This is a genomic window from Sphingomonas sp., from assembly GCF_013812825.1.
In the GTDB taxonomy this organism is placed as follows: Bacteria; Pseudomonadota; Alphaproteobacteria; order Sphingomonadales; family Sphingomonadaceae; genus Sphingomicrobium.
Map to the genome: position 1 here is coordinate 25,993 of NZ_JACCSU010000045.1, position 24,184 is coordinate 50,176.

Sequence of the window (24,184 nt, forward strand, 5' to 3'; positions counted from 1 at the left end):
CTCTATTGGTCGATCCGCTCCTCGCCGTAGCGCGACTTGATGAAGCGGCCCTGGGTCTCGAACGCGATCATATCGGAGCGGGCGAGCTTTTCGGAGATTTCGGCGAGCGCCGCCCGCCCGGCGGACAGCCCCTCGACCAGCCGCTCGTCGACGCTGATTCCTTCGCCATCGCGCTCGCCACGATAGGCGTGCGGGACCTGGGCATAGCGTTCGATCAGCCCCGGCAGGTGCAGCGACATCAGCCGCCGGGCGTCCTGCGCATTGGGGTCGAGCGCATCGACCCGCTCAAGGGTCTGGCGAAGCGAGGGGAGCGCGGCGCTGATCGAGTCGAGCTCGGCTTGGGCGGGTGCGGGCAGGGCGGCGCGGCTCCGGTAGATGTACGAGTCGAAACGCTGGACCATCTCGCCGTTGGGAAGGTCGGCGGGCGGAGCGGCGGCGCTGCGCTCCGGAGTGGGCATGACCGTAAGCATCGCCGCGATCCCGATCGCGAGGCCAACCGCGGCCAAAAAGCCGAACATTCCGATTCCGGTCGGAAGGATCAGCCCGATGACGATCGTGACGATGCTGATGGCGCCGATGGCGACGCCGATCTGGATGGTCCTGCGCTTGAGACTTTCGTTGAGGCGCTGGCGTTCACGCCGCGCCGCTTCGCGCGCCGGCCCGTCGCGCAGCGACTCCTGCTGCATCACCCGGTCCGCGCGGGTCAGGGTCTTGTTGACCCGCGCCGCGCTCGTCACCGCCTCGTCCATGCCCTCGCGGGCGCGAGCGACGATCGCATTGAGGGACTCGACGCTCATTTTGTCTCGATTGCGGTAAACGGCGAGGATTCGGCCGGCCCCTTGATCCGGGCCTGCTCGACGCCTTCGGCGCGGGCGATATAGCCTTTCGATTTCTCGACCTCGGTCGAGAGCGTCTCGACCGTCTGCTTCATGTTGCCGAGCGCTTCCAGCTTGAAGCGGTCGATCTGGTCCATCGTCTCGTAGATGTTCTGGAACGCGCGTTGCAGGGTCTCCAGCGGGATGGTGGAAGACGCCGCCTGCTCGTGGATCGACCCGGTCTGGGTGCGCAGCATTTCGCCGGTCGAATCGATCATCCCGGCGGTGGTCGTGTTGAGCGCTCCGATCTGCTCGAGCACCAGGCGCTGGTTGGTCATCGCCTGGGCGACCGTGACCGCGGTTCGAAGCGCCGAGACGGTGGTGGTCGAGGCCCGGTCGACGCCCTTGACCAGCTCGACATTGTTCTTCTTGACCAGGTCGAGCGCCAGATAGCCCTGGACGGTGACCGCCATCTGGGTGAGCAGGTCGGTGGTCCGCTGGCGGGTGTAGAACAAAGCGGTTTCGCGGATCGCCTTGGCCTTGGCGGGCTCGGTCGCATCGAGTTCGTTGGCCTTGTCCTCGAGGCTCTTGTCGAGACTCCGCGAGATGTGGATCATCTGCTCGAGCTTGTGCATCGTCTTCCACAGGCCGGCGCGCTCGGTGTCGATCGCGGCATTGTCCATCAGCAGCTCGTCCTTGCCCGAGGCAAGGCGGGCGAGGATCGCCGAGATGTGACTTTGGCTCGACTTGTAGCTGTCGAAATAGTTGCGCAGCCGGTTGCCCCACGGGATGATCCCGAACAGCTTCTTCTTCTGCATCAGCTTGCCGTGCCGCGCCGGGTCGAGGTCCTCGACGGTTCGGCGAAGCTCGGTCAGGTCGGCGCCGATGCCGGTGTCGGCGTCGATCGCCCGCACCGGCCGGTCGAGGAAACGGTTGGACGCGCCCGCCGCCTCGGCGATCTCCTTGCGCCCCATCGCCGTCAGAGCATCCACCTTCTTGCCGAAATCGGGGCTGTTGCTGTCGAGCGCCGCCAGCTCGTCGACGAACTGAGCGACCTTCTTGTCGAGCTCGCTGACTTCATCGCTCTTGAGCGGGACCAGGCCCGACGCCTCGGCGGTCGCGATCGGCTGCAGGGCTTCGGGCGGGTCGAGCTTGAGCTTGGTCGCCGTCGCGGTCTCGGCGGCTGGAGCGGTCCCTGGTTCGGTCGCCATCTTCAAATCCCTCTCAATGCCCATCGCGGGCTTCGCGGCCCTCTAGCGCATCGCAGGGCGACGGGGAACGGCTGACCCAATGCCGCGCCAGAGGATGTAACTGTATTATAGGTGCAATACAGGCGTTCGCAAGTAGTCGGAGCCCGCGATCAATGGTGAACGCGAGTTAACCATGTGCCTGAACCCTTCACTCACCCTGTCGGCGCTAGATACTGCCGTCATGCGCATCGACTGGCTGGGGACAACCCGATGATTGCTTTCCTGAGGAGCCTGTGGCGCGACCGGCGCGGCAACGCGCTGGTGATCGCTGCCGCCGCGCTGCCGCTGGTCCTGGGATCGGCCGGGCTCGCCAGCGACACGATCGAGTGGGCGCTGTGGAAACGGCAGCTTCAGCGTGCCGCGGATTCGGCCGCGATGGCCGGCGTCTATTCCATCATTCAGCTGGAAGGAGCCAATAGCGGCGTCCAGGACGCCGTTACTCGGGACCTTCAGGTCAACTCGCACGTCGGGATCACGACGACCAAGAACGTCACGAGCTCTCCGAGCGTCGGCGCCTACACCAGCGACCCCAATGCGGTCCGGGTGGCGCTTTCGGTGCAGAAGTCGCTCAGCTTCTCCTCGCTGTTCCTGCCGACCGCCCCGACGATCAGCGTCAGCGCGACGGCCACGGTGGTTCCGAGCGGCCAATATTGCGTCATCAGTCTCGAGGAGATGGCGGTCACCGGAATCAACGCGACCGGCAGCACCAGCCTTAACCTCGGCTGCGGAATGATCACCAATTCAACCTCGATGAACGCGGCGGTCGCGACCGGTGCCTCGACGGTGGTCGCGAGCCCCGTCGCCGCCGTCGGCGGGATTCCGGCGAGCAACAATTGGGGCAGCGGGACGACGCTTCAGCCCTTCACGGTGGCGCAGGAAGATCCGTTCAATAATCCGGCTCGAACTGTCAACCCGCCAACCGGTCAGAGCTGCAACGGCAACCATAATATCCCGAACAACTCGACCGGCACGCTCGGCACCAGCGCCACCAGCGTCACCTGCGTCGGAAACCTGAACATCGCCGGCACCGCGACGTTGAGAGGTACGATCTATGTCGATGGCGGCAGTGTATCGATCGGCACCCAGGCGAATGTCACCTGCGACGAATGCACGATCGTGCTCACCAACAGCGATCCGTCCCCAACCGCGACAATCGGCAACTTCAGAGTCACCGGCTCGCCCCAGATGCACTGGACCGCGCCGCGGTCGGGTGATTTCGAGGGCATCCTAATCTACCAGGACCGCCGTGCAATCGACGGCACCGGCACCAATTACGACAATGTTCTGACCGGCAGCAGCACCTCCTATTTCGAAGGCGCGTTCTACTTCCCGCAGCAGGATCTCGAGTTCAGCGGCAACACCGGCATGAACACCAATTGCCTGCAGCTGGTGAGCCGCCGAGTGACCTTCACCGGCAACAGCGGGATTTCCAACAGCTGCCCGACTGGCTCGGGCGCCCAGAGCTTCGCGGGCAAGCGCATCAGGCTCGTCGAATGATCCGCTTCGTCCGTTCCCTCGCCCGCGACGAGCGCGGCGCGTCGATCATCGAGATGGCGATGGTGACGCCGGTCCTTGCGACCCTGCTCGTCGGGATGGTCGACATCAGCCGAGCGTATTCGGCCAAGCTGCAGCTCGAGCAGGCCGCCCAGCGATCGATCGAGAAGGTGCAGCAATACCGCACGACGACCAGCACTTACTCGACGCTCCGGGCCGAGGCGGCGACCGCTGCCGGCGTCAACGCAACCGATGTCACCGTCGATTACTGGCTCGAATGCAACGGCGTGCGGTCGAGCAATTATGAGACCAATTGCGCGAGCGGTCAGAACTATGCGCGCTACATCAGCGTTTCGATCAACAAGAAGTTCTCGCCGATGTTTGGGACTCGGTTCTTCCCGGGCGCCAACGCCGACGGCACCTACACGATCAACGCCGAAGCAGGCTTGCGCACGCAATGACCAGGTCCATTCTTCTTATGCGCAACCGGCAAGGCCTTCGGCGCAACCAGCGGGGAGCGGCGGCGATCGAGTTCGCGATCGCGGTCCCGGTGCTGGTCCTGCTGATCTACGGCATTTTCCGCCTCGGGCTCCTGTACCAGGCCAATGCCGGGATGCAGCACGCGCTTGGCGAAGGGGCACGGCTGGCGACGCTCTATCCGACACCGACCGACTCGCAGATTACGACGAGAATGAACGCCAAGCTGTTCGGCCAGGGCTACGGGGCCTTCACCGTTGCCGCGCCGGTGACCAATACCACTTCCAAGACGCTCACCATCACCTACACGACGCCGATGGATTTCCTGCTGGTGCCCGGGCCGACGGTGACCCTGACTCGAAGCAAGGTCGTCTACCTGCCCGTCACCTGATGCGGATCAGCCGAGGCCGGTGAAGTCGGCCTTCCGCTTTTCGAAGAACGCCGTGATCGCCTCCTTGACCTCGGCCGACTGCAGCCGCTCCGAAAAGTGGCCGTTTTCGAGCTCGAAGCGCTCGAGCATCTCGTCGCGGCTGCCGTGGCGAAGCAGCTTCTGGGTCAGTCGAAGCGCCTCGGCCGGCTTGGCGAGCAGCGCAGCGACCGTTTCCGACACGGCCTGGTCGAGCCCGCCTGTCGGCACGACCCTCGTAACCAGCCCCCATTCGACCGCTTCCTCGGGCCCGAACGGCTCGGCCAGCAGCAGATAGCGGGCGGCCCGGCGGCGGCCGGCCAGGCTCGGCAGCAGCAACGAACTCGCCGCCTCCGGAACCAGCCCCAGGTCGACGAAGGGCAGCGAAAAGCGCGTCCCTTCCTCGGCCAGCACGAAGTCGCAGTGGAGCAGCACGGTGGTGCCGATGCCGATCGCGTTGCCGTGGACCGCTGCGATCACCGGCAGCTCGTTGACGGCGAGCGCCCGAAGCAGGCGCCAGACGGCAATCTCGTCCCCGTCCCCTGGGCCGTCCCGCGGCATTGCGGCGAGAAAATCGGCAAGGTCGTTACCGGCGGTGAAATCCTCGCCTTCGCCGCGCAGAGTGATCAGCCGAAGCGACGGATCCTGCTGCGCCTGGCCGATCGCGTCCGCCAGCGCCGAGTACATGGCGACGGTGATCGCATTGCGCCGCTCGGGCCGGACCAAGGTGACGGCGAGCACTCCGCCGCCGCTCTCGATCCACACATGCTCGCTCATCCCTGTCGCTCCATCGCAAATCAGACAGGCGAATCGGATGACGGATTGCCCGCCAGCGGCTATTGCCCGCCAAAGCCACGCAGCCAAGGGCCAGCCGACGCATGAAATTCTTCGCCGACACCGCCGAAATCTCCGAAATCCGTGACCTGGCCGCCACGGGGCTGCTCGACGGGGTGACCACCAATCCGTCGCTGGTTCATAAGTCGGGACGCGATTTCATCGAGGTATTGAAGGACATCGCCGAAGTCTGCCCAGGGCCGGTCTCGGCCGAAGTCGTCGGGCTCGACTATGATTCGATGATGCGCGAAGCCGAAGTGCTTCGGAAGGTCGCCAAGAACATCGCCATCAAGGTGCCGCTGACGCCCGACGGCCTCAAAGCGTGCAAGGCGCTGACCGGCGACGGGACGATGGTCAACGTCACCCTGTGCTTCTCGGCCGCCCAGGCGCTAGTCGCGGCCAAGGCCGGCGCGAGCTTCATCTCGCCGTTCGTCGGCCGCCACGACGACGTCGGCTTCGACGGCATGCAATTGATCGCCGACATCCGAATGATCTACGACAATTACGATTTTGCGACCGAAATCCTGGTCGCCAGCGTGCGTCACCCGATCCACGTCGTCGAGGCGGCCAAGCTCGGCGCCGACGTGATGACCGCGCCCCCCAAGATCATCCATCAATTGTTCAAGCACCCGCTGACCGACGCCGGCATCGCCGGCTTCCTCAAGGACTGGCAGGCGAGCGGGCAGAAGATTTGAGCGGGGCGTCATTGACACGGACGCAAGCGAACAATTGCGGCTGATTTGCGCGACTCAGCGCGGTTGATTTATCAATGACCGGGGGGAGGTCCTGACCATGAACGCACTGATCATCGCTTCTGCGATCGCACTCGCCGCGCCGCACGAAGGCGATCACGATCACGGTCCCCGGCTCGGACAGGTTTCCTTCCAATCGACCTGCAATGCGACCGCGCAGGCGCAGCTGGTAACGGGCCTCGGCTGGCTCCACTCGTTCGAATATGCATCGGCGGAGCAGGCGTTCGCCGCCGCCGCCGAGGCCGATCCGACCTGCGCGATCGCCCATTGGGGCGTCGCCATGAGCAATTACCACCCATTGTGGGCCGCTCCGACGCCCGCGGAGCTGGAGAAAGCCGGTGCGGCTCTTGCCAAGGCGCGGGCGCTCGGAGCGCGAAGCAAGCGCGAGCAGGATTACATCGCCGCGCTCGATACCTTCTACCGCGATGCCGCGACGGTCGATCACAAGACCAGGACGCTCGCCTATCTGGCGGCGCTCGACCGATTGTCGAAGCGTTATCCCGACGACCGCGAAGCCGCTCTGTTTCACGCCTTGCAGTTGATCGCGGCCGGCATGATGGATCAGGATCCGACCTATGCCCGGGAAAAGGAAGCGGCGGCGATCCTGAACCGGATCCTGCCCGATGCGCCGAACCACCCGGGGGTCGCGCATTACCTGATCCACGGCTTCGATTATCCCGCGCTGGCCCGCCTAGGGCTCGAAGCGGCGCGGCGCTATGCGAGCATCGCGCCGGCCTCCGCGCATGCGCAGCACATGCCTTCGCATATTTTCACCCGGCTGGGCCTGTGGGAAGAAATGATCCGTTCGAACGTGGCCGCGGACGCAGCCGGACGCGCGTACGCGAGGTCGAAAGGCATGGCCGGCGAGTGGGACCAGCGGCTGCACGCAATGGACTATCTCGCCTACGGCTATTTGCAGACCGGGCAGGACCGCGAAGCCGAGCGCGTTCTCGCTGAGCTCAACGCGATCAAGACCGTCGAACCGCCCGTCTTCACCGTCGGCTACGCGGCAACCGCGATCCCGGCGCGCCTGGTGCTCGAGCGGCGTCGCTGGAAAGAAGCCGCGTCGCTCGAGTTGCACGAGAACGTCCGCGGCTACGCGCCGCTCGACAGTTTCGCATGGGGCAAGGCGCACATCTACTTCGCCCGAGCGGTCGGGGCCGCGCGCAGTGGCAATCCCACTCTTGCGCGCCGCGAGGTCGCCGAGCTCGGCAAGGTCGAGCAGGCGCTCGTCATCCCTCCCGGCACCTATGACTGGCGCACGCAGGTGGCGATCGAGCGCCAGGTTGCCGACGCCTGGCTCGCCTTTGCCGAGGGCCGCAAAGACGACGCGCTCAAGGCGATGCGAGCGGCCGCCGATCTCGACGATTCGACCGAGAAGCATCCGGTGACGCCGGGGGCCGTGCTTCCGGCCAGGGAGCAGCTCGGTGACTTGCTCCTCGAGCTTGGCCGGCCGGCCGAGGCGATGCGCGAATTCGAAGCCTCGATGGCGCGAGCGCCGCGTCGCCTGGCGGCACTGTACGGGGCGGCTCGGGCGGCGAAGCTGGCCGGCAACATGAGCCACGCGAGCCGCTATTACGCCGCGTTGCTCGAGGTCGCCGGCAAGGGCGACGGCACTCGCGTGGAGCTGCGCGAGGCGAAGGCGCATGCGACTCAACATGAGCCGAGGTAAGCGCTCAATCGCTCACCGGCCGGGGTTGTAGGAAATTAACCGCCGGCGGGTTACACTTGCCGCATGGGACGGGTGATCCAGTTCGAGGAGCGGGCGGTCGCGCACCTGCGCGAACGGCTCGGGGTCATCGAGGAAGCCAACCAGGATCTGATCGCTTTCGCGCGCGGACATTCGGGCGCGGTGTCCGCGATCCATGCGGCGGTGCTCGCGGCACTGGAGGCCGACAGCATCGAGGCGCTGCTCCACGTCGTCACCCAGGAATGGCCGCTGATCCTCGGAATCGACGCGGTCGCCTTGTCTTTGATCGTCGGCGAGCAGGGTTTTCGCTCCGACGGCAACGGGGTGCAGCTGGTCGAGCCGCAAATCCTCGCCCGAGCCATCGACCAGGTCGACGGGGTCGAAATGCGCACCGTCGAGCGCGGCCATCCGCTGTTCGGTCCGGCCTGCGACCTGATTCGCGCCGAGGCCCTGATCCGAATCGACTGTGAGCCGCCCCTGCCCCGCGGCCTGATCGCGCTCGGCCAACGCACCGAGCAGAGCCTCGATGCCCGCCACGGCTCGGAATTGCTGATGTTCCTTGGCCGCAGCCTTGGCGCTATGCTGCGCCGGTGGCTGACCGACCCCCGCCCAACCAACTCAGCGACGAGCTGAGGGAGCACGACCCGGCGCCGGCGCTGGCCGAGCGCTGGGGCAGCTATCTCCGGCATGACCGGCGGCGATCGCCGCACACCGTGCGCGCCTATGTCGCCACCGCCCACCGCTTCATCCACTTCCTCGGCCGCCACCGAGGCGAGCAGATCGGCCGATTCGCGCTCTTGGCGCTCAACGCATCCGACCTTCGCGCCTTTCTCGCCGACCGCCGCTCAAGCGGCCTTGGAGCGTCGTCCGCGGCGCGCGAGCTGTCGGCGGTGCGCGCATTCCTGAACTATGCGGCCGAGCAGCTGGGCGAGACCGCGCAGCTGCCCCGCACCCGCGCCCCGAAGCGGCCGCGGACCCTGCCGCGGCCGGCCTCGCCAGAGGACGCGATGGGGCTGGCCCACGACGCGGCGGGAGGAGCCTCGGCCGAGTGGATCGGAGCCCGCGACCTGGCGATCCTGCTGCTGCTTTATGGCGCCGGACTGCGCGTCGCCGAAGCGCTGTCGCTCACCGCTCGGGTGCTGCCGGTCGGACCGTCGATCCGGGTGATCGGCAAGCGCTCCAAGTCGCGAGTCGTGCCGATCGTTCCCGCGGTCGCGCAGGCGATCGAGGACTATGCGCGCCAATGCCCGTTCCCGCTGCGCGGCGAGACGCCCTTGTTCGTTGGCGCCCGCGGCGGCCGGTTGAACGGCGATCTGGTGCGACGGGCGGTGCGCTGCGCGCGCCAGCGCCTGGGGCTCCCCGACAGCCTGACCCCGCACGCATTGCGCCACAGCTTCGCGACTCATTTGCTGGCCCGCGGTGCGGACCTTCGAGCGCTCCAGGAGCTGCTCGGCCATGCGAGCCTGTCGTCGACCCAGATCTACACCGCGGTCGACGCGGCGCGACTGCTCGACGTCTACCGCCACGCCCACCCGCGAGCTTGATCGGTCTAGATCCCCGGCAGCTGCCGAGCGATCGGTGCCCAGGTGCCGGTGCCGACCAAAGCGAGGCTGATGACGACCGAGGCGGCAACCACGCCGAAGCCGAGCCATGTCGCCGGATGGATTCGGCCGGTGCTTCGGCGGTCCCACAGCATCAACGGCACGAACAGAGCGAGGCCGAGCATCATCTGGAAGGCGAAACCGGCGAAGATTGGAGGAGCGATCGGAAGGCGGCCGATTGCCGGCCCGGCGACCACGGCGATGGCGGCGCCGAGCATCGCCCTCTTGTGCCACTGCGCCTGTCTGCGACGCTCCCACCCGGTCCAGACGAGAACCACATAGGGCGGGATTGCCGAAAGCGGCACCGCGGTCCAGTTGAGTGGGTCGGTGAACGGCGGCTGGTTCGCCCGCTCCACCTGCCAGACGCCGATCAGATACATCATCGGCACGATCAGCAGCGCCAGCAGCATCGACGCCTTGCCGAGCTTCATGTGGATGTCGGTCCGGCCGTTGGCGACGAGCTGCGTCTGGGCGACGAACACCAGCATCCACAAGGTGAACAAGGCGCCGTGCAGAATCACTCCCGGCGTCAGCGTCGGGTTCGGCCGCGGATAGGATGGGACGATGTCGCGCAAGTAGAAGCTGGGCGCGAAGCCGAGGAACGCCAGGGCGACCAGGAACAGCGCCATCCGCGAATAGAAGCGGCGCTCGGCCGACAATTGCTCGGCTCGTGGTGAAGTGACGGTTGCCAAGGCTCTTCCTCCCCCCAAGGAATGGCTGACGAATGTCGAAGTCCTAGCGCGAAATGGCGGCCGTGCAAGCCTCGGGCCGCTTCATTTTCACCGGCTGGCGCGGGTCAGGCCCCGTGCTATGGGAAGCGCAGGCGCCAGTGCGGATGGAGGGCTGATGCGACCGTTTGGAATGCTGCCGGCGGCCGACTACCGCTTGCGGAATCCCGCTTGAGCGAGCGGGCCGAAGCCAGCGTCGCACAGCCGGTGCAAGGGCGCAGGTCCTATTGGGTCCTGCTCTCGCTGGTTCTCGGGCTCGGTTTAGGGGCGGGGGCGGCGAGGCTCGGCGACGGCATCCGCGAGCCGATGCTGCAGGCTTCCGGGCTGGTCGGTGGGCTGTGGCTGAACGCGCTCAAGATGACGGTCATTCCACTGGTCGTGGCGCTGCTGGTGGTCGGGATCGCGAAGGGCGCCGAGGCCGCTCGGGCAGGCCGAATCGCCGGACGTTCGGTGATGTGGATCGTGATCGTCTGCACCGCCTCGGCGATCTTCGGGATGCTGATGATCCAGCTGCTCACCGGCCTCTTCCCGCTGCCGCAAGCAGCCGCTCAGGCGCTGCAGGCCGGACTCGCCGGCCTCGATCAGGGCGCGGCGGCGCCACAGATGCCCGGGATCGCCGATTTCATGCGCGGCATCATCCCGGACAATGTCATCGCGGCCGCGTCCAACGGCGACGTGCTGCCGCTGGTGGTTTTCACGCTTTTCTTCGCGCTCGCCATCACCCGCATCGGCCAGCAGGGCCGCCGGGCGCTGCTCGCTTTGTTCGAGGCAATTTCCGACGCCCTGCTGGTCATCATCGGCTGGGTGCTGTGGATCGCGCCGGTCGGAGTGTTCGCTCTGTCCTTCACGGTCGGGGCAAGCGCCGGGGGCGCCGCGTTCGCCGGAGTCCTCCATTATATTGTCCTGGTTTCGGCGATTGGCATTGCGGTGACCCTCGTCGGCTACCCGATCGCGATCCTCGCCGGCCGGATCGGCCTTGGCACCTTCGCCAAGTCGATGATCGCTCCGCAGAGCGTCGCCATCTCGACCCGGTCGTCACTGGCGTCCCTGCCGGCGATGCTCGCCGCGGCGCGGCTGATGGGAATCCGCGAGCGGGTCGCCGACGTCACCTTGCCGATTGCCGTCGCCTTGTTCCGAGGCACTGGTCCGGCAATGAACGTCGCGGTCGCTTTCTACGTCGCCCACTGGCTCGGCTACGAGCCGAGCATCGGTCAGGTGATCGCGGCGACCGCTGTTGGCGCGGTGATGAGCTACGCGGCCATCAGCCTGCCGGGCGAGATCACCTTCATCAGCTCGATCGCTCCGATCGCCATGGCGCTGGGAGTGCCGATCGCACCACTCGCTTTGCTCGTCGCGGTGGAGATGATCCCCGATATCGTCCGAACGCTGGGCAACGTCACGCTCGATGTCGCGGTGACTGCGGCGGTCGATCGGTCGACCGGCGACGAGGCGCCCGAAGCCTGAACGCCGGCTGACCGCCGTTCGTCGATTCGGCGGCCAGCAAGCGGCGTTCGTCGCTGCGGCGCACGATCGCCGAACCTTGCCGCGCGCTGGTCGAGGGGCAGCGGAATTCCGGACCGCGACCGGCTAGCGGGAAATTGCGACGCGAGATCTTCAATCCCCCAGAGGGTCCGCGCCGCGATTTTGAAGGAGCGTGACGATGAAGATCTTGACGATGCTGGCAGCGACGATCGTTTCGGCGATCCTGCTGCTGCCGACGGTCGCCCAGGCCGAATTGTCGGGCTTGATGGTCTGAGCATCAGTGCGGCCCGACCCGAAGCGCCCGGCTGCCTTGCCCCAGGCGGCCGGGCGTAACATTTACCGCCCGGCGATGCTTCGGACGCGATCCGAATAAAGCCGGCCGACCGGCTGCTCGCCGCCGTCGGCGAGACGCGCGATCCAGCGGCCCGACTGGTTGCGGGTGAAGCCGGCGATGAAGTCCCGTCGAACGATCGCCGAGCGGTGCAGGCGCACGAACAGCTCGGGATCGAGACCTTCCTCGAGCGCCGTCATCGAATGGTGGATCAGCCAGCTTCGGCGGCCGACGTGCAGCCGCATGTAATCGCGCTCGGCCGACACCCGGTCGACGTCGCGCGCAGCGATTCGCACCAGGCCGGTCAGGTCCGAGGCCCAGAACTCGTCGAGCCATTGCGAAGTCTTCGAGGGCGTCCGGCCCGGCTCCTCGCGGCGTTGCCGGACATAGGCGCGGGCTCGGCCGAGCGCGCGCTCGAGCCGCTCCGGATCGACCGGCTTCATCAGATAGTCGACTGCCGCGACCTCGAACGCGGCGACCGCGAACTGGTCGAAGGCGGTCACGAACACGACCGCAGGAGAGCTGTTGGGACCGGCGATGGCGCGGGCGACGTCGATCCCGTCAAGCCCGGGCATGGCGATGTCGAGCAAAAGCACGTCGGGCTCGAGCGCCTGGGCCATCCGGACGGCGCTTTCGCCGTCGCTCGCGGTGCCGACGAGGTCGATCCCCGAGCATTTGGCGAGCAGCAACTGAAGACGCTCGGCTGCGAGCGGCTCGTCGTCTGCGATCAATATCCTTAGCTCGGCCTCGTCACCCATCGGCCCGATCCAACGGCAGCGTCATCACCACACGATAGCCGCCACCGTCGATCGGCCCAAACTCGCACTGCGCGGCCTCGCCGAACCGCGCCCGCAGGCGCTCGCAGACATTGCCCAGGCCAACCCCGGTGCCTTCGGGCGTGTCGTCGCGCTGCCGCGCCGATTTGTGATTGCCGCTGTTGCTGATCTCGACCACGAAACGCCCTGGCCCGGCCTCGCGCGCGACGATCCGGAGCACCACCTTGTCGCGCGTCGGCGAGACTCCGTACTTGATCGCGTTCTCGACCACCGGCTGCAGGACCAGCGCCGGCAGAAGCGCGCTCTCGAGCTCCCGCGGAACGTCGATCTCGACCTTGAGCCGCCGCGGAAAGCGCACCCGCTCGATGTCCAGGTAGAGGCGCTGGAGGGCGATCTCCTCGGCCAAGGTGACGTCGGCGGAAGGGTCGAGCGACAGGCTCGAGCGGAAGAAGGTCGACAACTTGAGGATCATCTCCTCGGCTTCCTGCGGCCGCCCGGACATGACCAGCGACGACAGGGAATTAAGCGTGTTGAACAGGAAATGCGGGTTGACCTGGTAGCGCAGCGCCCGGACCTGCGCGGCTCGGGCGGCGCTTTCGGCTTCGGTGACTCGCCGTTGGGCGCCGAGCGCCTGCGCCTGCGAGAGCATGGCGATGTAGAAGGCGCTCCACGCGGCAAAGAAAAAGAACCAGGTGACCGTGGAATCGGCTGCGACCCGGAACTGGAACCAGGGCTGCAGCTCGCCGATCCTCGGGAAGGTCAGGACCAGCGGCTCCTGGCCATCTCGCTCGACCCGCATCATGTTGCCGGTTTCGGTGATGGAGTAGCCCTCGCGCGACGTGAAGCGCAGCTCGTCCTGCGGTTTTTCCAGATAGCGGTCGACCGCGATCAGCACCGCCGCCTGAACGGCGGCGGCGAGAAAGGATGCGACCACTCCGACGAGGATCAACCGCCGCAAATTCTCGCGGCGGGCAAACAGCTTGATCGCGCTGTAGACGACGAAGGTCAGCACGATGCCGATGATCAGCGTGAACGACCGGTTGAACAGGATCGTCCCCGGGTCGGGGCTGAGGAAAGACCGCGCGACGACGGTCACATAATAGACCAGCCAGAAGCCGAGGATGGACTTGAGCGCCAGCGGCCAGTCCGCGAATCGCGAACCCGCAGCGCGGCGCGGCAGGACTCGGGCGGCCGAGATTTCTGAATGATTGTTCATCTAACTCTATCTGGCCATCGGCAGTCGCGAAAGCAATCGGCCACCGGTCGTTTGGCAGAAGCACAACGCTCCTCCGTCGAAAGCGGCGCGGAACGGCCATGCCGCGCCCTCGTTGACGCCTCGCAGGCAGGAGTGAAAAAGATGAATGGCGAACAGAAGAAAGACGTGTCGCCCGCGCCGGTGTTTTCGGACGACCCCGAACACGAGCTGGAACAAGAACTGCGCGAAAATCCGCACAACCTCGACAAGAAGGCCGACGTCGGCAGCGACGAGTCGATGGACGCCTCCGATCCGCCCGCGGCTGCGCAGCCTGGCCAGAGTGACGACCCAGTCCCGTCGTCCAGTTTTCCCGAATAAGTTGCGGGACCGAAATAAAACTCGCCGCGTTGCAAATAATCAACAGTGGCGACTTTAACCGACATCGTGTGAAGATTTCATGTTGCCGTGGAGTCTCCCCTCTGATTCAAGCTGAACGGGGGGTGGGACCATGGTTAATCAATACGCAACACAAACCGCCGCATGATCCCGCCTAGACGAAAGGAGTCGGGTTCATGATTACGCGGACGAGTCAGCCGGCCAGCGGGGCAATGCTGATCTCCGAAATGAAGGAGTTCGCAAGCTTCTCCAAAGCGACGCAGCGCTACATTCGGCGCTCGCTCGATGTGGCGTACGGCCGCCGTGATCCGATCGAGTGCTGGGCTCGCGATGAAGGCGAAGCCGCTTCGATCCGTGCCCAGGGACGGCTGTACAAGCAGCTCGACCACATGCGCCTCCAGGTTCCCGACGACAGCGGACTCGACATGATCGAGCCGTTCATCGGCATGCTGATCACGGTTTCCGCGTTCGATCTCGGCCAGGACCGGCTGCCGCATTTTGCTTCCTATCGGTTCCTTTACGAGCGGCTGATCGGCGCTTCGGCCCGGCCCTGGCTGCCCTCGGCCTTCTGCTCGGCCGCGGCGCTGCCGCATCTTCACCCCGACCGCCGGCGAGTCCTGCTGCAGTCGATCAGCGAAAGCGCGGCAACCGCCCCCGGCTGGTCGAATCGCGAGCCGGTGTTCTGGCCGGAGTGGGTCGAGAAGGTCGACGCCATCGCGGCGGCTTAAGCTGCCGCCTTCACCGACGGAAAAATCTTCGCCAGCTGGCTGAGGCTGTCCTCGGCGCTCTTGTGATGGACGAATACCACGCCCTCCGCCTCGTATGAGGAGCGGTGGTTTTCGCGGTCGTCGACCAGCACGTCGCCCGGCTCCATGTGCCGGTGCTTGTCGCGGGCCATGCAGGTGATGATCGGAACGCCCGGGAAATGCTCGGCCGCCCATCGGACCTTTTGCGGGGCCGCCCAGTTCCCGAGCGGCAAGCCGGTCAGGATGGTCGGCTTCAAATGCTCGACCCCATCGAACAGCCGGCGGGCGTCGGGCATTTCGGGGAGCGATCCGTAGAAATTGCGGGCGTTGGCGATTCGCTTCCAGAACTCCCGCTTGCCGTCGCGTTCCTCGAATTCGGCGGGGGTCATCCCGAGCAGCGCCTTGGCGCCGGCGTCGAAATCGGCGAGCACTCCGTCGCAGTCGAGGAACAGGCGCGGTTGACCTTTGCGCATCTAGAAGCGGGCCGGCTCGAGCTCGATCGGGATCGGCGCCTCGATGTGCTCCCAGCCACGGTCGCGAAGCACGTCGTTGCTTTCGCGCGCCTTGCGCCCGGGACCCAAGGACCAGGTGATGTGGTAGGTCGAGCCGTCTGGCCGATCGGTCGTGCCGTCCAGCTCGACCACCAGGCATTCGAGGCTGTGATTGTCGTCGGCACGCCCGATCACCCGGGCTTCGGGCTTGCGCGGCAGCGGCGTCTGGGGGGCCGCTCCGACCCGCAGCGTGACATGGTCGGCGATCACATCATCGTAGCGTGGCGGAAAGCGCTCGAGCAGCCGTTCGCGCTCATCGCGCGGCAGCTTCCAGCCGGTGACGGTGCCGGGTTTGGCCATTCAGCAGTGACGCGGAATGAGCGGATCAGTTCCTTGCGCCGAGCCGCTCGACCAGTTCGGCGGCGAATTCGCTCAGCGAATCGTCGCGCGCTCCCATGATCAGGATCCGGTCGCCGTCGCGCGCCTCGGCAACCAGGGCGTCGCCGATCGCCGCGCGTTCGGGGATGTGCTCGGCGTGGCGATCCTTGGCCCGGACAGCCTCGGCGAGCCAGTCCGATCCGCGCGCTCGCTCGACCGTGCCGCCGTGATAGACCGGGTCGGGCAGGTACAGCCGGTCGTCGGACGCCATTCCGCGGACGAAGCTGTGGGCGAGCTCGTTGCCCATCTTCGCCAACGGGCCCCAGCCGTGCGGCTGGAACAGGATCAGCAGCCGCCCCGGCTGGGCGCGCATCGTTGCCAGGGTGGCGTCGATCTTGTCCGGGTTATGGGCGAAATCGTCGATCACCGTCACTCCGGCCGCGCTGCCGACCCTTTCGAGCCGCCGAGTCAACCCTTCGAACCGGGCCAGCGCGGCGGCTCCGTCGGCCAGCGGCACACCGAGCGCCCGGGTCGCGGCGAGCGCCGCCAGCGCGTTGGACGCGTTGTGGCGGCCGGGAATCGCCAGCCGGACCTCGTGGCGCTCGCCCTCGGCCTCGACAGCGAACGTCGCACCGTCGGCCAGCAGCTCGAGCTGCTTGCCCATCAGCCCCGCGCCGGGGCTGTCGAAACCGTAGCCGACGCATTTGTCGCTTCTGACCAGGTCGGCGAGCGCTCGGGTTTCGGGATCGTCGAGATTGAGCACTGCCTTGCGCGCCGTGCTGAGGAAGCCGGCGAACATTGCGCGCAGCTCGGCCATTTCCTTGTGATCGAGGCTGATGTTGGTCAGCACCGCGACCTCGGGCGTGTAGAGCCCGATCGAGCCGTCGCTTTCGTCGACCTCGCTGATGAATAGTTCGGGGTCGCCGACCAGGGCGCTGGCGAAGGGCGCCGAGCTGGTCGCGAAATTCTTCATCACCGCGCCGTTCATCACCGTCGGCTGGCGGTGACAGGCGTGGAGGATCCAGCCGATCATTCCGGTCACGGTCGACTTTCCGCTGGTGCCGCCGACCGCGACGCTGCGCTGAGCGCCGTTGAGCAGCCGGGCGAGGAATTGCGGCCGGGTCAGGTGCGCAAGCCCGAGCTCGCGGGCGCGGACGACGTCCGGGACGGTGTCCTCGACCGCCGCCGAAGTGACCAGGGTCATCCCCGGCTGGAGCCCCGAGCCGTCCTGCGGGAACAAGGATATTCCGAGCGAGCGCAGATAAGCGAACTTGGGTGCGACCCGGCCCGCATCGAGCGCCCGGTCGGAGCCGGCGACGCGGCCGCCCCAGGCTCGAAGGATGCAGGCGAGGGGCAGCATGCCGCTTCCGCCGATGCCGCAGAAGAAGGTGGAATCATTCATCGGCGGTGCCCTATTGAACGCGGGCCGACATGACAAATGGGGGCCCAATGAAGATCGCCGTGGTCGCTCCAAGCAACACGTTGCAGCGCGAGGCGGCCGAGCGGGTGCAGGCGATCGCCGACCGCCGCGGCGACTGTGAACTGGTTTTCCATGCGCAGTGCTTCCTGTCGGACGGGCATTTCGCCGGAGCGGACGGCCAGCGCCTGGCCGCTTTGCGCGAGGTGATGGCCGACCCGTCAGTCGATGCCATGTGGTTCGCACGCGGCGGCTACGGCTCGAACCGGATCGCCGAGGCTGCCTTGGCCGACCTGCCGCAAGCGGCCGCCTCCAAGCTCTATCTGGGCTATAGCGACTCAGGCTTCCTTCTCGCCGGCTTCCATCGCGCCGGGCTGAAGGTCGCGCACGGGCCGATGCCGCGGGACATCTTGCGCGACGGCGGCGAGGCCGCGGTGTCCCGATCGCTCGACTGGCTGGTGCGGCGCGACCGCTCGGCGCTCGAGCCGGACATCCAGGCTCCGGCGTTCGCGTTCAACCTGACGGTGCTGTCGTGCCTGCTCGGGACTCCGCTCGAGCTGGACCTGGCGGGAGCGGAGCTGCTGCTCGAGGAGGTCAGCGAGCACCATTACCGGATCGACCGCGCGATGTTCCACGTGACCGCCAGCGCCAATGTCCGAGCTGTCGCCCGGATTCGCCTCGGCCGGGTCGGCGATATCCTCGCCAACGACCCCGTGTGGGGCGGCGACGAGCTGGCGATCGTCGAGGATTGGTGCGCCCGATCCGGCATCGCTTTCGGCGGCCGCGCGGACATCGGCCACGACGCGGCTAACCGGGTGGTTCCGTTCGGGGGCGAAATAAGCTGATCTTCAGGTGTGGAATCCATTGCAAAGGGGCCGCCTTTGCGCTCTACAAAAGCGGACAACAACAGGAGGGCGCTCATGGCGAAATCAGGCAGGACAGCAGGGGGCGGATTGGCACGCCCGGTTCAACCTTCACCGGAACTCGGGGCGATCACGGGCAATGATCCGCTGCCGCGCAGCCAGGTGGTTTCCAAGGTATGGGATCACATTCGCAAGAACAACCTGCAAAACCCGCAAAACAAAAGAGAAATTGTAGCGGACGACAAGCTCCGGAAGGTCTTCGGCAAGGACCGCTGCAGCATGTTCGAGATGAACAAGCATCTCTCGAGGCATCTGAAATAGGCCGGCTCCAGGGCTAGTCGACCGGGGGATCCGCGCGAGCGGGTCCCCTTTTTTCATGTGCCGCAGAGGGCGAATCGCCTCTCTAGCGGCACAGGCCACCGCCGATCCTGCCGCGTTCCGCCTGGTCAAGGTGCAGATGATCGGCGTGGGCGGCGTTGTAGTCCGGCGACAGCACCGTTGCGAACAGGCGACAGGAGCCATCTCGGACTTCGCGCAGGAAACGCCCTTCCGGGCCGCTCGAGCGCCAGTCCCGAACGACGCTCACTTGGGTGCCGTCGGTCAGGCGGAAGCCGATGATGTCGAGCGCGTCGGCGGTCGCATGTTCGCTGAACTCGCCCTCCAGGCGCCCGTACAATCGTCGGCACGAGTAGCTTCCCGAATGATCGATGATCGCCGCTCTCCGGCCGAAATGGCGGCGCGCCGCGGGTTGCAGGACGTCGCGCTCGAACAGGACCAGCGTGGCGGCGACCGGGCAGCTGGTGACCAGTCCGGCGGGAACGAACGCGACCGTCCGGCCTTCGTCGCCCAGGCGCATCCCGTCGGCATAGCCGCAGTCGGCGCCGCTGCTTTTCGGAGGCGCGGGGAGATCGCCGACTCCGGCTTGAGCGAGGAGGGCGCGGCACTGGGCCGGCTGGTCGCCGAGCGCGGCCAGTTTGCGCACCGTGAACAGCCCCACCGGATCGCCGAGGCGCAGCTCGGTCCACGGGAAGTCCTGCGGGTGGCGGCGCACATACTCGCGTCCGTAAAGGTACCCGGCGGCGACCAAGATCAGGAACAGCAGCCACCACAAAGCGGTTCGCATCAGCCGCGCCAGAGGTCGTCGAGCTTTTCGCGGGTCACCGGGTAGCCGAGGTCGCCGGGGATGGTGATGAACCGTTCCCCGCCATGCTCCTCGACCCACGGCGTAATCGGATCGATCGGGTGCGCCAGCGCATCGGCGCGCATCGCCGCGAAGCTGTCGTGCCCGGCCAGGCGCTCGAGGTTGCGGCGGGTCGGGAAAATCAGCCGCGCATCCCCGCTGCACTCGCGCTCGAGCGCCTCGGCCGCAGTCAGCCAGAAGGCGCCGCTGCATTCGGTGGTGATGACGGACGGCTGCCACTCTCCGGCTGGAGCGGCGGCGATGAAGAACAAGGTGTCGAAGCGCCGGGTGACGTGGAAATTGGGCAGCCAGCGGGCAAGCGGAGTCAGCGATTCGAGATCGAGCTCCAGGCCGCTCTTGCCAAGCAGCTCGCCGAACGGTCGGTCGGCGACCAGTGCGCGCTGCAAGGCGAGGGTGTCGGCGCACGAGGGCAGGGGCGCGATCCCGACCGTGACCGCGGTCTCCTCGAGGGTTTCGCGGATTGCCGCAACCCGGGCGCCGCCGTCGGCAAGACCGAAGCGCCCGGCAAGTTCGCGGTCGGCGTCGTCGATTCGGCCGCCGGGAAACACCAGGGCGCCGCCGGCGAAGGCCATGCCGCTGGCTCGCTCGACCATCAGCAGCTCGGGCGGCCCGCGGTCGCGGTCGCGGACCAAGACCAGGGTCGCCGCGGGGATCGGCTCGTCGCTCATCGCGCCCGCCGCCTAGGCCAGCGGTGGGCAAAGAAAAAGGCCGCCGGCGCCCTTTGAGGGGGGCCGCCGGCGGCCTGCGTTCGGCAAGGGCCGGCGTGCCTACATGCCGTTGACGGCCTGATCCACTTCAGCCCGGTTGCCGGCGTTGACGTCGGCGTCGTCGATCGCTTCCTCGCGCCGCTCGCCTTCCTCGCGAAGCTGATCGGCCTGGTTGCCGAGCGCTTCGGCCTCCGCGTCGCCCGCATTGGCCGCGAGCGCGTCGAGATTTTCGGCTTGGTTCTCCATATTCTCCTGGACGTTCTCGCCCAGCGTGTCGTCGCCCTGGCCGCCGCAGCCGGCGAGCGCGATCGAGGTCGCGCCGACCAGCGCGAATGCGAATTTCTTCATTCAAGATCCCTTTCGGTTCGGCTGTTGCCGGGGTCGGGCATAACAGCAGCAATGGTGCAAATTCCAGTGCCTGGATTCGGTTCCTCGCGGGGATCGACCGGCCCAACCTTGAGAATTCGGGGCAAAACGCCTATTTAGGACGGGCCGGGGCGACCCGGCTATGTCGGTAGAATGTTAGGTGGAATAGGCATTTCGGACCCGGGGGGCAGTACCCCGGCGCCTCCACCATCAGCCCCCGCATGGGGACCCCATCAAAGTAGTACTTTGATGGGACCCGGCGCGGGGGTTGCTGATGGGGGCGAAATAGGATCGACGAGTGCAGTAAAGGCCTGATTGCCGGCCGGCCTGAATGAGCCGTAAAACCGTTCATAACCACAAGTGCCAACGATAACGAGGCGCTCGCAATTGCTGCGTAACTGACGGCCTAACGGTCTGAAGTTACAATGACAAAAGCGCGGTCGGACCCCACCGGGCAACAGAAGGGGATTCCAGCGGCCTCCGAGGGAGCCGGGCAACAGAATCCCTCGGACTTTCCAAACAAGCGCGAGGCACCGGGCAACAGAAGCCTCCTACTTCCCTTATTTCTGGCGCCTGAGCTCGTCGCGGATTTCGGTGAGCAGTTCGGCTTCGCTCGGGCCCCCTGGTGCATCGGCGCCGCGGCCGCTCAGCCGGTTGGCCCAGCGGATCAAGAGGAAGATCACGAAAGCGAGGATCAGGAAGTTGATCAGCACCGTGGTGAACTGCCCCCAGCCGATCACCGCGACCCCGGCTCGCTTGAGGTCGGCGTAGCTGGTGAGGCTGCCCGAGTAGCTGTCCGGCACCGCGCCGATCACCGTGAAGTAGCTGGCGAAATCGAGCCCGCCGAAGATTGCTCCGACCACCGGCATGATGATGTCGTCGGTCAGGCTGGCGACGATGGTCGCGAACGCCGCGCCGATGATCACCGCGACGGCGAGGTCGAGGACGTTGCCCCGGGCGACAAAATCGCGAAATTCCCTGAGCATCACTCGTCTCCCATGTGCCGCTGCATCCTAGCCGCGTTGCGGCTGATTGAAAGCGGCGACTCGCCGCTCTACTTATCCCCGCCACAGGATGTGATCAGGGGACTTGAGATGACCGCACTTCGTCGCCGCTCCGTACTAGCCAGGACGGGGTTGCTTGCGCCGCTCGCCGCGTTGAGCCTTGCCGGCTGCGGTCTCAACAGCGTCCCGACCGCCGAAGAGCAGGTCAACGCCGCCTGGGGCAATGTCCAGAGCGAATATCAGCGGCGCGCCGACCTGATCCCCAACCTCGTCCGGACGGTCGAGCGCTATGCGGACCAGGAGCGCGAGGTGCTCACCGAGGTGACCAACGCGCGCGCTCGAGCGAGCAGCATCCAGCTGAACGCCGAGGATCTCGACGATCCCGCCAGGGTCCGCCAGTTCAACGAAGCTCAGACGCAGCTCGGAAGTTCGCTCGGGCGGCTGCTGGCGACGTTCGAGGCTTATCCGGACCTCAAGTCGAACCAGAATTTCCTGACTCTGCAGAGCCAGCTCGAGGGGACGGAGAATTCGATCCTCGTCTCGCGGCGCGACTATAATGAGACGGTGCGGCAGTACAACACGACCATCCGCACCTTCCCCGACGCGATCGGCGCCAAGGTCTTCTACGGAGCCAAGCCCAAGGTCCCGTTCGAGGCGGCGGCCGGGTCGCAGACCGCGCCGACGGTCGACTTCAACGCCAGCTGAGGTGACGCGCCTCCTCGCCGTCCTGTGGCTGGCGCTGATTGCGCTGGCCACGCCCGCCGCGGCGCAGACCTTTCCGCAGCTGACCGGGCGAGTGGTCGACCAGGCGAACCTGCTTCGGCCGGAGCAGGAGCTCGACCTGACCAGCAAGTCGGCGGCGCTCGAGGCGCAGACCGGCCGGCAGTTGGTGGTCGCGACCGTCAACAGCCTCGAGGGGCGGACCATCGAGGACTATGGCTACCGGCTTGGCCGGCACTGGCAAATCGGCGACGAAAAGCGCGACGACGGCGTGCTGCTGCTGGTCGCTCCGAACGAGAAGAAGGTGCGCATCGAGACCGGCTATGGCGCCCGGGTGTTCCTAACCGACGCGGTGTCGAGCGTGATCATCCGCGAATCGATCCTGCCGCGCTTCAAGGCCGGCGACATGGGCGGCGGGATCATCGCCGGGGCCGACCAGATCATCAAGATGATGAGCCTGTCGCCGCAGGAGGCCCAACGCCAGGCGGGCGCGGCGGAACGGCGCGAGAGGGAGCGCGACAACGCCGGGTCCGGCCTGTTCCCGGTCATCTTCTGGATGATGATCGCGCTGTTCGTCCTGCTGTCGATGTTCCGGCGCGCTTCGGGCAGGCGCTATCGGCGCCGCAAGGGCGGCAAGGGCGGCATCGATCCGTGGATCGTGCTGTGGGGCCTGAGCGAGCTGAGCCAGGCCTCGCGGCGCGGGCGCGGCGGCTGGGGCGGCGGCGGAGGCTTCGGCGGCTTTGGCGGGGGAGGCGGCGGCTTCGGCGGATTTTCCGGCGGCGGCGGCTCGTTCGGCGGCGGTGGAGCGTCGGGAGGGTGGTGATGGAGCGCCTCAGCGAATCCGACCACGCCAAGGTCAGCGCAGCGATCGCCGCGGCGGAGCGCGCAAGCGACGGGGAGATCGTCGCAGTCGCGACCGACCTCAGCGATTCCTACCACGACGTCGCTCTCCACTGGGCGGTGCTGGTCCTGATCGCGACTCTGGCGATCTTCGCCGCGGCGCCGGCGCTGCTGCAGTGGTGGTTCGACCTGTTCCTGGGCGGCTGGCGGCCCGAGCCGACGCTCGGCGAATTGCTGCTGCTTCTGCTGGTGCTGGCGGTCGCCAAATTCACCGTCGCGCTGCTGCTTCTCAAATCCATGCCGCTGCGTCTCGCGCTGACGCCCGCTGCGACCAAGACTCGACGCGTGCGGCGGCGGGCAATTGCCACCTTCAAGGCGGGCGCCGAGCGCCGGACGATCGGCCGCACCGGGATCCTCATCTATCTGTCGATGGGCGAGCACCGGGCGGAGATCGTCGGCGACGAGGCGATCACCAGGGTGACGACGCCCGAGACCTGGGGCGAGGCGATGGCCGCGCTGCTCGTCGAAGTGAAGGCGGGCCGGCCGGTGGACGGGATCGTCGCCGCCGTGGAACGCGTCGGAGCGGTGCTCAGGGAGCATTTCCCGCGCTCGTCGACCGACACCAACGAAATCCCCGACAAGCTGATCGAGCTGTGAGCGAAGCCGCCGCCGACGAAGCCGAGGTGATGTGGGAGGGCGAATTCGTCCGCGCGCTCAAGCTCGGCCGGTGGGAATATGCGAGCCGGGTCGGCGATGTCCGAGCCGTCGTCATCCTCGCCGAATATGACGGCAAGATGATCCTGATCGACCAGCCGCGGATCGCGGTCGGAGGGCGCTGCCTGGAGGTGCCGGCCGGCTTGGTCGGAGACGAGGACCCGGACGCGACCGTCGAGGACACGGCGGTCAAGGAGCTCGAGGAGGAAACGGGCTTTACCGCCGAGCGCGTCGAGCGGCTCGGCGACTTCCACGCGTCGCCGGGAATGCTGTCGGAAAGCTTCACCCTGGTGCGGGCGCACGCAGTCACCCGCTCGGGCGAGGGCGGCGGCACCGAGCACGAGGATATCAAGGTCCACCTGGTCGCGCGCCGCGACATTCCAGCCTTCGTCGAGGACAAGCGCGCCGAGGGATTTGCGATCGACGTCAAGCTTCTGCTTTTCCTGAATTTCTGATCGCGGCCCGTCACCGCAGGTTCAGTCGCGGCGGACTATCGCCGGTTCGTCGAAC

29 protein-coding genes and 1 other RNA gene are annotated in these 24,184 nt (G+C 66.7%); 17 read left to right on the forward strand and 13 right to left on the reverse strand.

The genetic code is table 11. The annotated features are described in order from the left end of the window. Nucleotides 1–2 precede the first annotated feature (2 nt). Together H0T81_RS05865 and H0T81_RS05870 are read right to left on the reverse strand one after the other, a co-directional pair. A complete protein-coding gene (locus tag H0T81_RS05865) occupies nucleotides 3–797 on the reverse strand; it encodes a hypothetical protein (RefSeq protein WP_294010860.1) in 795 nt (264 codons plus the stop codon). After that, nucleotides 794–2,026 carry a toxic anion resistance protein gene (locus H0T81_RS05870; protein ID WP_294010862.1) on the reverse strand — a complete coding sequence of 411 codons (1,233 nt, stop codon included), beginning with the start codon at nucleotides 2,024–2,026 and terminating at the stop codon, nucleotides 794–796. Before H0T81_RS05870 ends, H0T81_RS05865 begins: the two co-directional genes overlap by 4 nt. Nucleotides 2,027–2,275: 249 nt before the next feature. Between H0T81_RS05870 and H0T81_RS05875 the strand changes: the two genes are divergently transcribed. Genes H0T81_RS05875 through H0T81_RS05885 form a run of 3 tightly spaced genes read left to right on the forward strand, consistent with a single transcriptional unit; the run spans nucleotide 2,276 to nucleotide 4,427 of the window. Continuing rightward, nucleotides 2,276–3,562 carry a pilus assembly protein TadG-related protein gene (locus tag H0T81_RS05875; protein ID WP_294010864.1) on the forward strand — a complete coding sequence of 429 codons (1,287 nt, stop codon included), beginning with the start codon at nucleotides 2,276–2,278 and terminating at the stop codon, nucleotides 3,560–3,562. Continuing rightward, complete coding sequence (locus tag H0T81_RS05880; protein WP_294010866.1) at nucleotides 3,559–4,020, forward strand: TadE family protein; 462 nt, start codon at nucleotides 3,559–3,561, stop codon at nucleotides 4,018–4,020. The genes H0T81_RS05875 and H0T81_RS05880 overlap by 4 nt, the downstream gene beginning before the upstream one ends. Then, nucleotides 4,017–4,427, forward strand: a complete 411-nt coding sequence (locus tag H0T81_RS05885) for a TadE/TadG family type IV pilus assembly protein (protein WP_294010868.1) — start codon at nucleotides 4,017–4,019, stop codon at nucleotides 4,425–4,427. The genes H0T81_RS05880 and H0T81_RS05885 overlap by 4 nt, the downstream gene beginning before the upstream one ends. A 6-nt stretch (nucleotides 4,428–4,433) precedes the next feature. Here H0T81_RS05885 and H0T81_RS05890 read toward each other — a convergent pair whose 3' ends face one another. Beyond that, nucleotides 4,434–5,219, reverse strand: coding sequence for an enoyl-CoA hydratase (locus H0T81_RS05890; RefSeq protein ID WP_294010870.1), 786 nt, complete (start codon nucleotides 5,217–5,219; stop codon nucleotides 4,434–4,436). A gap of 101 nt (nucleotides 5,220–5,320) precedes the next feature. Here H0T81_RS05890 and fsa point away from each other — a divergent pair, with 101 nt between their 5' ends. The 4 genes from fsa to H0T81_RS05910 all read left to right on the forward strand — a co-directional run bounded on the left by fsa (nucleotide 5,321) and on the right by H0T81_RS05910 (nucleotide 9,262). Further along, nucleotides 5,321–5,971 carry a fructose-6-phosphate aldolase gene (fsa, locus tag H0T81_RS05895; RefSeq protein ID WP_294010872.1) on the forward strand — a complete coding sequence of 217 codons (651 nt, stop codon included), beginning with the start codon at nucleotides 5,321–5,323 and terminating at the stop codon, nucleotides 5,969–5,971. Between the two features lie 97 nt (nucleotides 5,972–6,068). Then, nucleotides 6,069–7,700: a hypothetical protein gene (locus H0T81_RS05900; RefSeq protein WP_294010874.1), complete on the forward strand. Its 1,632-nt coding sequence runs from the start codon at nucleotides 6,069–6,071 to the stop codon at nucleotides 7,698–7,700. A 63-nt stretch (nucleotides 7,701–7,763) separates the two neighbouring features. Further along, the gene (locus H0T81_RS05905; RefSeq protein ID WP_294010876.1) at nucleotides 7,764–8,351 is read left to right on the forward strand and encodes a DUF484 family protein; all 588 of its coding nucleotides are present in this window, start codon (nucleotides 7,764–7,766) and stop codon (nucleotides 8,349–8,351) included. Beyond that, nucleotides 8,309–9,262 (forward strand): tyrosine recombinase XerC, encoded by a 954-nt coding sequence (locus tag H0T81_RS05910; RefSeq protein WP_294010878.1) that lies wholly within the window; start codon nucleotides 8,309–8,311, stop codon nucleotides 9,260–9,262. Before H0T81_RS05905 ends, H0T81_RS05910 begins: the two co-directional genes overlap by 43 nt. A gap of 5 nt (nucleotides 9,263–9,267) precedes the next feature. Here the strand turns inward: H0T81_RS05910 and H0T81_RS05915 are convergent, their stop codons facing one another. Continuing rightward, nucleotides 9,268–10,011, reverse strand: coding sequence for a hypothetical protein (locus H0T81_RS05915; RefSeq protein ID WP_294010880.1), 744 nt, complete (start codon nucleotides 10,009–10,011; stop codon nucleotides 9,268–9,270). Nucleotides 10,012–10,218: 207 nt separating this feature from the next. On the opposite strand from H0T81_RS05915, the gene H0T81_RS05920 reads away from it, so the two are divergent. Continuing rightward, complete coding sequence (locus H0T81_RS05920) at nucleotides 10,219–11,511, forward strand: cation:dicarboxylase symporter family transporter (protein ID WP_294010882.1); 1,293 nt, start codon at nucleotides 10,219–10,221, stop codon at nucleotides 11,509–11,511. Nucleotides 11,512–11,865: 354 nt separating this feature from the next. Here the strand turns inward: H0T81_RS05920 and H0T81_RS05925 are convergent, their stop codons facing one another. Together H0T81_RS05925 and H0T81_RS05930 are read right to left on the reverse strand one after the other, a co-directional pair. Then, nucleotides 11,866–12,618 carry a LytTR family DNA-binding domain-containing protein gene (locus H0T81_RS05925; protein ID WP_294010884.1) on the reverse strand — a complete coding sequence of 251 codons (753 nt, stop codon included), beginning with the start codon at nucleotides 12,616–12,618 and terminating at the stop codon, nucleotides 11,866–11,868. Then, entirely contained in the window at nucleotides 12,611–13,852 is a 1,242-nt protein-coding gene (locus H0T81_RS05930) for a histidine kinase (protein WP_294010886.1), read from the reverse strand. The genes H0T81_RS05925 and H0T81_RS05930 overlap by 8 nt, the downstream gene beginning before the upstream one ends. 141 nt (nucleotides 13,853–13,993) lie before the next feature. Here H0T81_RS05930 and H0T81_RS05935 point away from each other — a divergent pair, with 141 nt between their 5' ends. Then, nucleotides 13,994–14,209 carry a hypothetical protein gene (locus H0T81_RS05935; RefSeq protein WP_294010888.1) on the forward strand — a complete coding sequence of 72 codons (216 nt, stop codon included), beginning with the start codon at nucleotides 13,994–13,996 and terminating at the stop codon, nucleotides 14,207–14,209. A gap of 194 nt (nucleotides 14,210–14,403) precedes the next feature. After that, entirely contained in the window at nucleotides 14,404–14,955 is a 552-nt protein-coding gene (locus H0T81_RS05940) for a hypothetical protein (RefSeq protein ID WP_294010889.1), read from the forward strand. On the opposite strand, the gene H0T81_RS05945 is transcribed toward H0T81_RS05940, so the two are convergent. Genes H0T81_RS05945 through H0T81_RS05955 form a run of 3 tightly spaced genes read right to left on the reverse strand, consistent with a single transcriptional unit; the run spans nucleotide 14,952 to nucleotide 17,244 of the window. Further along, a complete protein-coding gene (locus H0T81_RS05945) occupies nucleotides 14,952–15,446 on the reverse strand; it encodes a hypothetical protein (RefSeq protein WP_294010890.1) in 495 nt (164 codons plus the stop codon). The two genes, H0T81_RS05940 and H0T81_RS05945, sit on opposite strands and share 4 nt — an antisense overlap. After that, nucleotides 15,447–15,824 carry a hypothetical protein gene (locus tag H0T81_RS05950; RefSeq protein ID WP_294010891.1) on the reverse strand — a complete coding sequence of 126 codons (378 nt, stop codon included), beginning with the start codon at nucleotides 15,822–15,824 and terminating at the stop codon, nucleotides 15,447–15,449. Between the two features lie 25 nt (nucleotides 15,825–15,849). Next, nucleotides 15,850–17,244, reverse strand: a complete 1,395-nt coding sequence (locus H0T81_RS05955; protein ID WP_294010892.1) for a Mur ligase family protein — start codon at nucleotides 17,242–17,244, stop codon at nucleotides 15,850–15,852. 47 nt (nucleotides 17,245–17,291) lie between these two features. Between H0T81_RS05955 and H0T81_RS05960 the strand changes: the two genes are divergently transcribed. Next, nucleotides 17,292–18,104, forward strand: a complete 813-nt coding sequence (locus H0T81_RS05960; protein WP_294010893.1) for an LD-carboxypeptidase — start codon at nucleotides 17,292–17,294, stop codon at nucleotides 18,102–18,104. 75 nt (nucleotides 18,105–18,179) lie between these two features. Further along, complete coding sequence (locus H0T81_RS05965; RefSeq protein WP_294010895.1) at nucleotides 18,180–18,443, forward strand: SWIB/MDM2 domain-containing protein; 264 nt, start codon at nucleotides 18,180–18,182, stop codon at nucleotides 18,441–18,443. An 82-nt stretch (nucleotides 18,444–18,525) separates the two neighbouring features. Here the strand turns inward: H0T81_RS05965 and H0T81_RS05970 are convergent, their stop codons facing one another. The 3 genes from H0T81_RS05970 to H0T81_RS05980 form a co-directional block, all read right to left on the reverse strand. Then, complete coding sequence (locus H0T81_RS05970) at nucleotides 18,526–19,245, reverse strand: extensin family protein (RefSeq protein ID WP_294010897.1); 720 nt, start codon at nucleotides 19,243–19,245, stop codon at nucleotides 18,526–18,528. Next, nucleotides 19,245–19,991, reverse strand: a complete 747-nt coding sequence (locus tag H0T81_RS05975) for an NUDIX domain-containing protein (protein WP_294010898.1) — start codon at nucleotides 19,989–19,991, stop codon at nucleotides 19,245–19,247. The genes H0T81_RS05970 and H0T81_RS05975 overlap by 1 nt, the downstream gene beginning before the upstream one ends. 99 nt (nucleotides 19,992–20,090) lie before the next feature. Further along, nucleotides 20,091–20,378 carry a hypothetical protein gene (locus tag H0T81_RS05980; protein WP_294010900.1) on the reverse strand — a complete coding sequence of 96 codons (288 nt, stop codon included), beginning with the start codon at nucleotides 20,376–20,378 and terminating at the stop codon, nucleotides 20,091–20,093. Nucleotides 20,379–20,482: 104 nt separating this feature from the next. Here H0T81_RS05980 and ssrA point away from each other — a divergent pair. Next, nucleotides 20,483–20,869: a transfer-messenger RNA gene (gene ssrA / locus H0T81_RS05985) on the forward strand. An 87-nt stretch (nucleotides 20,870–20,956) separates the two neighbouring features. On the opposite strand, the gene mscL is transcribed toward ssrA, so the two are convergent. Next, nucleotides 20,957–21,382 carry a large conductance mechanosensitive channel protein MscL gene (gene mscL / locus H0T81_RS05990; protein ID WP_294010901.1) on the reverse strand — a complete coding sequence of 142 codons (426 nt, stop codon included), beginning with the start codon at nucleotides 21,380–21,382 and terminating at the stop codon, nucleotides 20,957–20,959. Nucleotides 21,383–21,490: 108 nt separating this feature from the next. On the opposite strand from mscL, the gene H0T81_RS05995 reads away from it, so the two are divergent. Genes H0T81_RS05995 through H0T81_RS06010 form a run of 4 tightly spaced genes read left to right on the forward strand, consistent with a single transcriptional unit; the run spans nucleotide 21,491 to nucleotide 24,129 of the window. Further along, nucleotides 21,491–22,105 carry a LemA family protein gene (locus tag H0T81_RS05995; RefSeq protein WP_294010903.1) on the forward strand — a complete coding sequence of 205 codons (615 nt, stop codon included), beginning with the start codon at nucleotides 21,491–21,493 and terminating at the stop codon, nucleotides 22,103–22,105. A gap of 1 nt (nucleotide 22,106) precedes the next feature. Next, complete coding sequence (locus H0T81_RS06000; RefSeq protein ID WP_294010905.1) at nucleotides 22,107–22,943, forward strand: TPM domain-containing protein; 837 nt, start codon at nucleotides 22,107–22,109, stop codon at nucleotides 22,941–22,943. Then, nucleotides 22,943–23,617 (forward strand): hypothetical protein, encoded by a 675-nt coding sequence (locus H0T81_RS06005; protein WP_294010907.1) that lies wholly within the window; start codon nucleotides 22,943–22,945, stop codon nucleotides 23,615–23,617. The genes H0T81_RS06000 and H0T81_RS06005 overlap by 1 nt, the downstream gene beginning before the upstream one ends. Then, a complete protein-coding gene (locus H0T81_RS06010; RefSeq protein WP_294010909.1) occupies nucleotides 23,614–24,129 on the forward strand; it encodes an NUDIX hydrolase in 516 nt (171 codons plus the stop codon). The genes H0T81_RS06005 and H0T81_RS06010 overlap by 4 nt, the downstream gene beginning before the upstream one ends. The last annotated feature ends 55 nt before the right edge of the window (nucleotides 24,130–24,184 follow it).

Bases quoted from the DNA above. Each gene is read 5' to 3' on its own strand.
- H0T81_RS05865 (WP_294010860.1), bottom strand. From the start codon at position 797: ATGAGCGTCGAGTCCCTCAATGCGATCGTCGCTCGCGCCCGCGAGGGC.
- H0T81_RS05870 (WP_294010862.1), bottom strand. From the start codon at position 2,026: ATGGCGACCGAACCAGGGACCGCTCCAGCCGCCGAGACCGCGACGGCG.
- H0T81_RS05875 (WP_294010864.1), top strand. From the start codon at position 2,276: ATGATTGCTTTCCTGAGGAGCCTGTGGCGCGACCGGCGCGGCAACGCG.
- H0T81_RS05880 (WP_294010866.1), top strand. From the start codon at position 3,559: ATGATCCGCTTCGTCCGTTCCCTCGCCCGCGACGAGCGCGGCGCGTCG.
- H0T81_RS05885 (WP_294010868.1), top strand. From the start codon at position 4,017: ATGACCAGGTCCATTCTTCTTATGCGCAACCGGCAAGGCCTTCGGCGC.
- H0T81_RS05890 (WP_294010870.1), bottom strand. From the start codon at position 5,219: ATGAGCGAGCATGTGTGGATCGAGAGCGGCGGCGGAGTGCTCGCCGTC.
- fsa (WP_294010872.1), top strand. From the start codon at position 5,321: ATGAAATTCTTCGCCGACACCGCCGAAATCTCCGAAATCCGTGACCTG.
- H0T81_RS05900 (WP_294010874.1), top strand. From the start codon at position 6,069: ATGAACGCACTGATCATCGCTTCTGCGATCGCACTCGCCGCGCCGCAC.
- H0T81_RS05905 (WP_294010876.1), top strand. From the start codon at position 7,764: ATGGGACGGGTGATCCAGTTCGAGGAGCGGGCGGTCGCGCACCTGCGC.
- H0T81_RS05925 (WP_294010884.1), bottom strand. From the start codon at position 12,618: ATGGGTGACGAGGCCGAGCTAAGGATATTGATCGCAGACGACGAGCCG.
- H0T81_RS05930 (WP_294010886.1), bottom strand. From the start codon at position 13,852: ATGAACAATCATTCAGAAATCTCGGCCGCCCGAGTCCTGCCGCGCCGC.
- H0T81_RS05935 (WP_294010888.1), top strand. From the start codon at position 13,994: ATGAATGGCGAACAGAAGAAAGACGTGTCGCCCGCGCCGGTGTTTTCG.
- H0T81_RS05940 (WP_294010889.1), top strand. From the start codon at position 14,404: ATGATTACGCGGACGAGTCAGCCGGCCAGCGGGGCAATGCTGATCTCC.
- H0T81_RS05945 (WP_294010890.1), bottom strand. From the start codon at position 15,446: ATGCGCAAAGGTCAACCGCGCCTGTTCCTCGACTGCGACGGAGTGCTC.
- H0T81_RS05950 (WP_294010891.1), bottom strand. From the start codon at position 15,824: ATGGCCAAACCCGGCACCGTCACCGGCTGGAAGCTGCCGCGCGATGAG.
- H0T81_RS05955 (WP_294010892.1), bottom strand. From the start codon at position 17,244: ATGAATGATTCCACCTTCTTCTGCGGCATCGGCGGAAGCGGCATGCTG.
- H0T81_RS05960 (WP_294010893.1), top strand. From the start codon at position 17,292: ATGAAGATCGCCGTGGTCGCTCCAAGCAACACGTTGCAGCGCGAGGCG.
- H0T81_RS05965 (WP_294010895.1), top strand. From the start codon at position 18,180: ATGGCGAAATCAGGCAGGACAGCAGGGGGCGGATTGGCACGCCCGGTT.
- H0T81_RS05970 (WP_294010897.1), bottom strand. From the start codon at position 19,245: ATGCGAACCGCTTTGTGGTGGCTGCTGTTCCTGATCTTGGTCGCCGCC.
- H0T81_RS05975 (WP_294010898.1), bottom strand. From the start codon at position 19,991: ATGAGCGACGAGCCGATCCCCGCGGCGACCCTGGTCTTGGTCCGCGAC.
- H0T81_RS05980 (WP_294010900.1), bottom strand. From the start codon at position 20,378: ATGAAGAAATTCGCATTCGCGCTGGTCGGCGCGACCTCGATCGCGCTC.
- mscL (WP_294010901.1), bottom strand. From the start codon at position 21,382: ATGCTCAGGGAATTTCGCGATTTTGTCGCCCGGGGCAACGTCCTCGAC.
- H0T81_RS05995 (WP_294010903.1), top strand. From the start codon at position 21,491: ATGACCGCACTTCGTCGCCGCTCCGTACTAGCCAGGACGGGGTTGCTT.
- H0T81_RS06005 (WP_294010907.1), top strand. From the start codon at position 22,943: ATGGAGCGCCTCAGCGAATCCGACCACGCCAAGGTCAGCGCAGCGATC.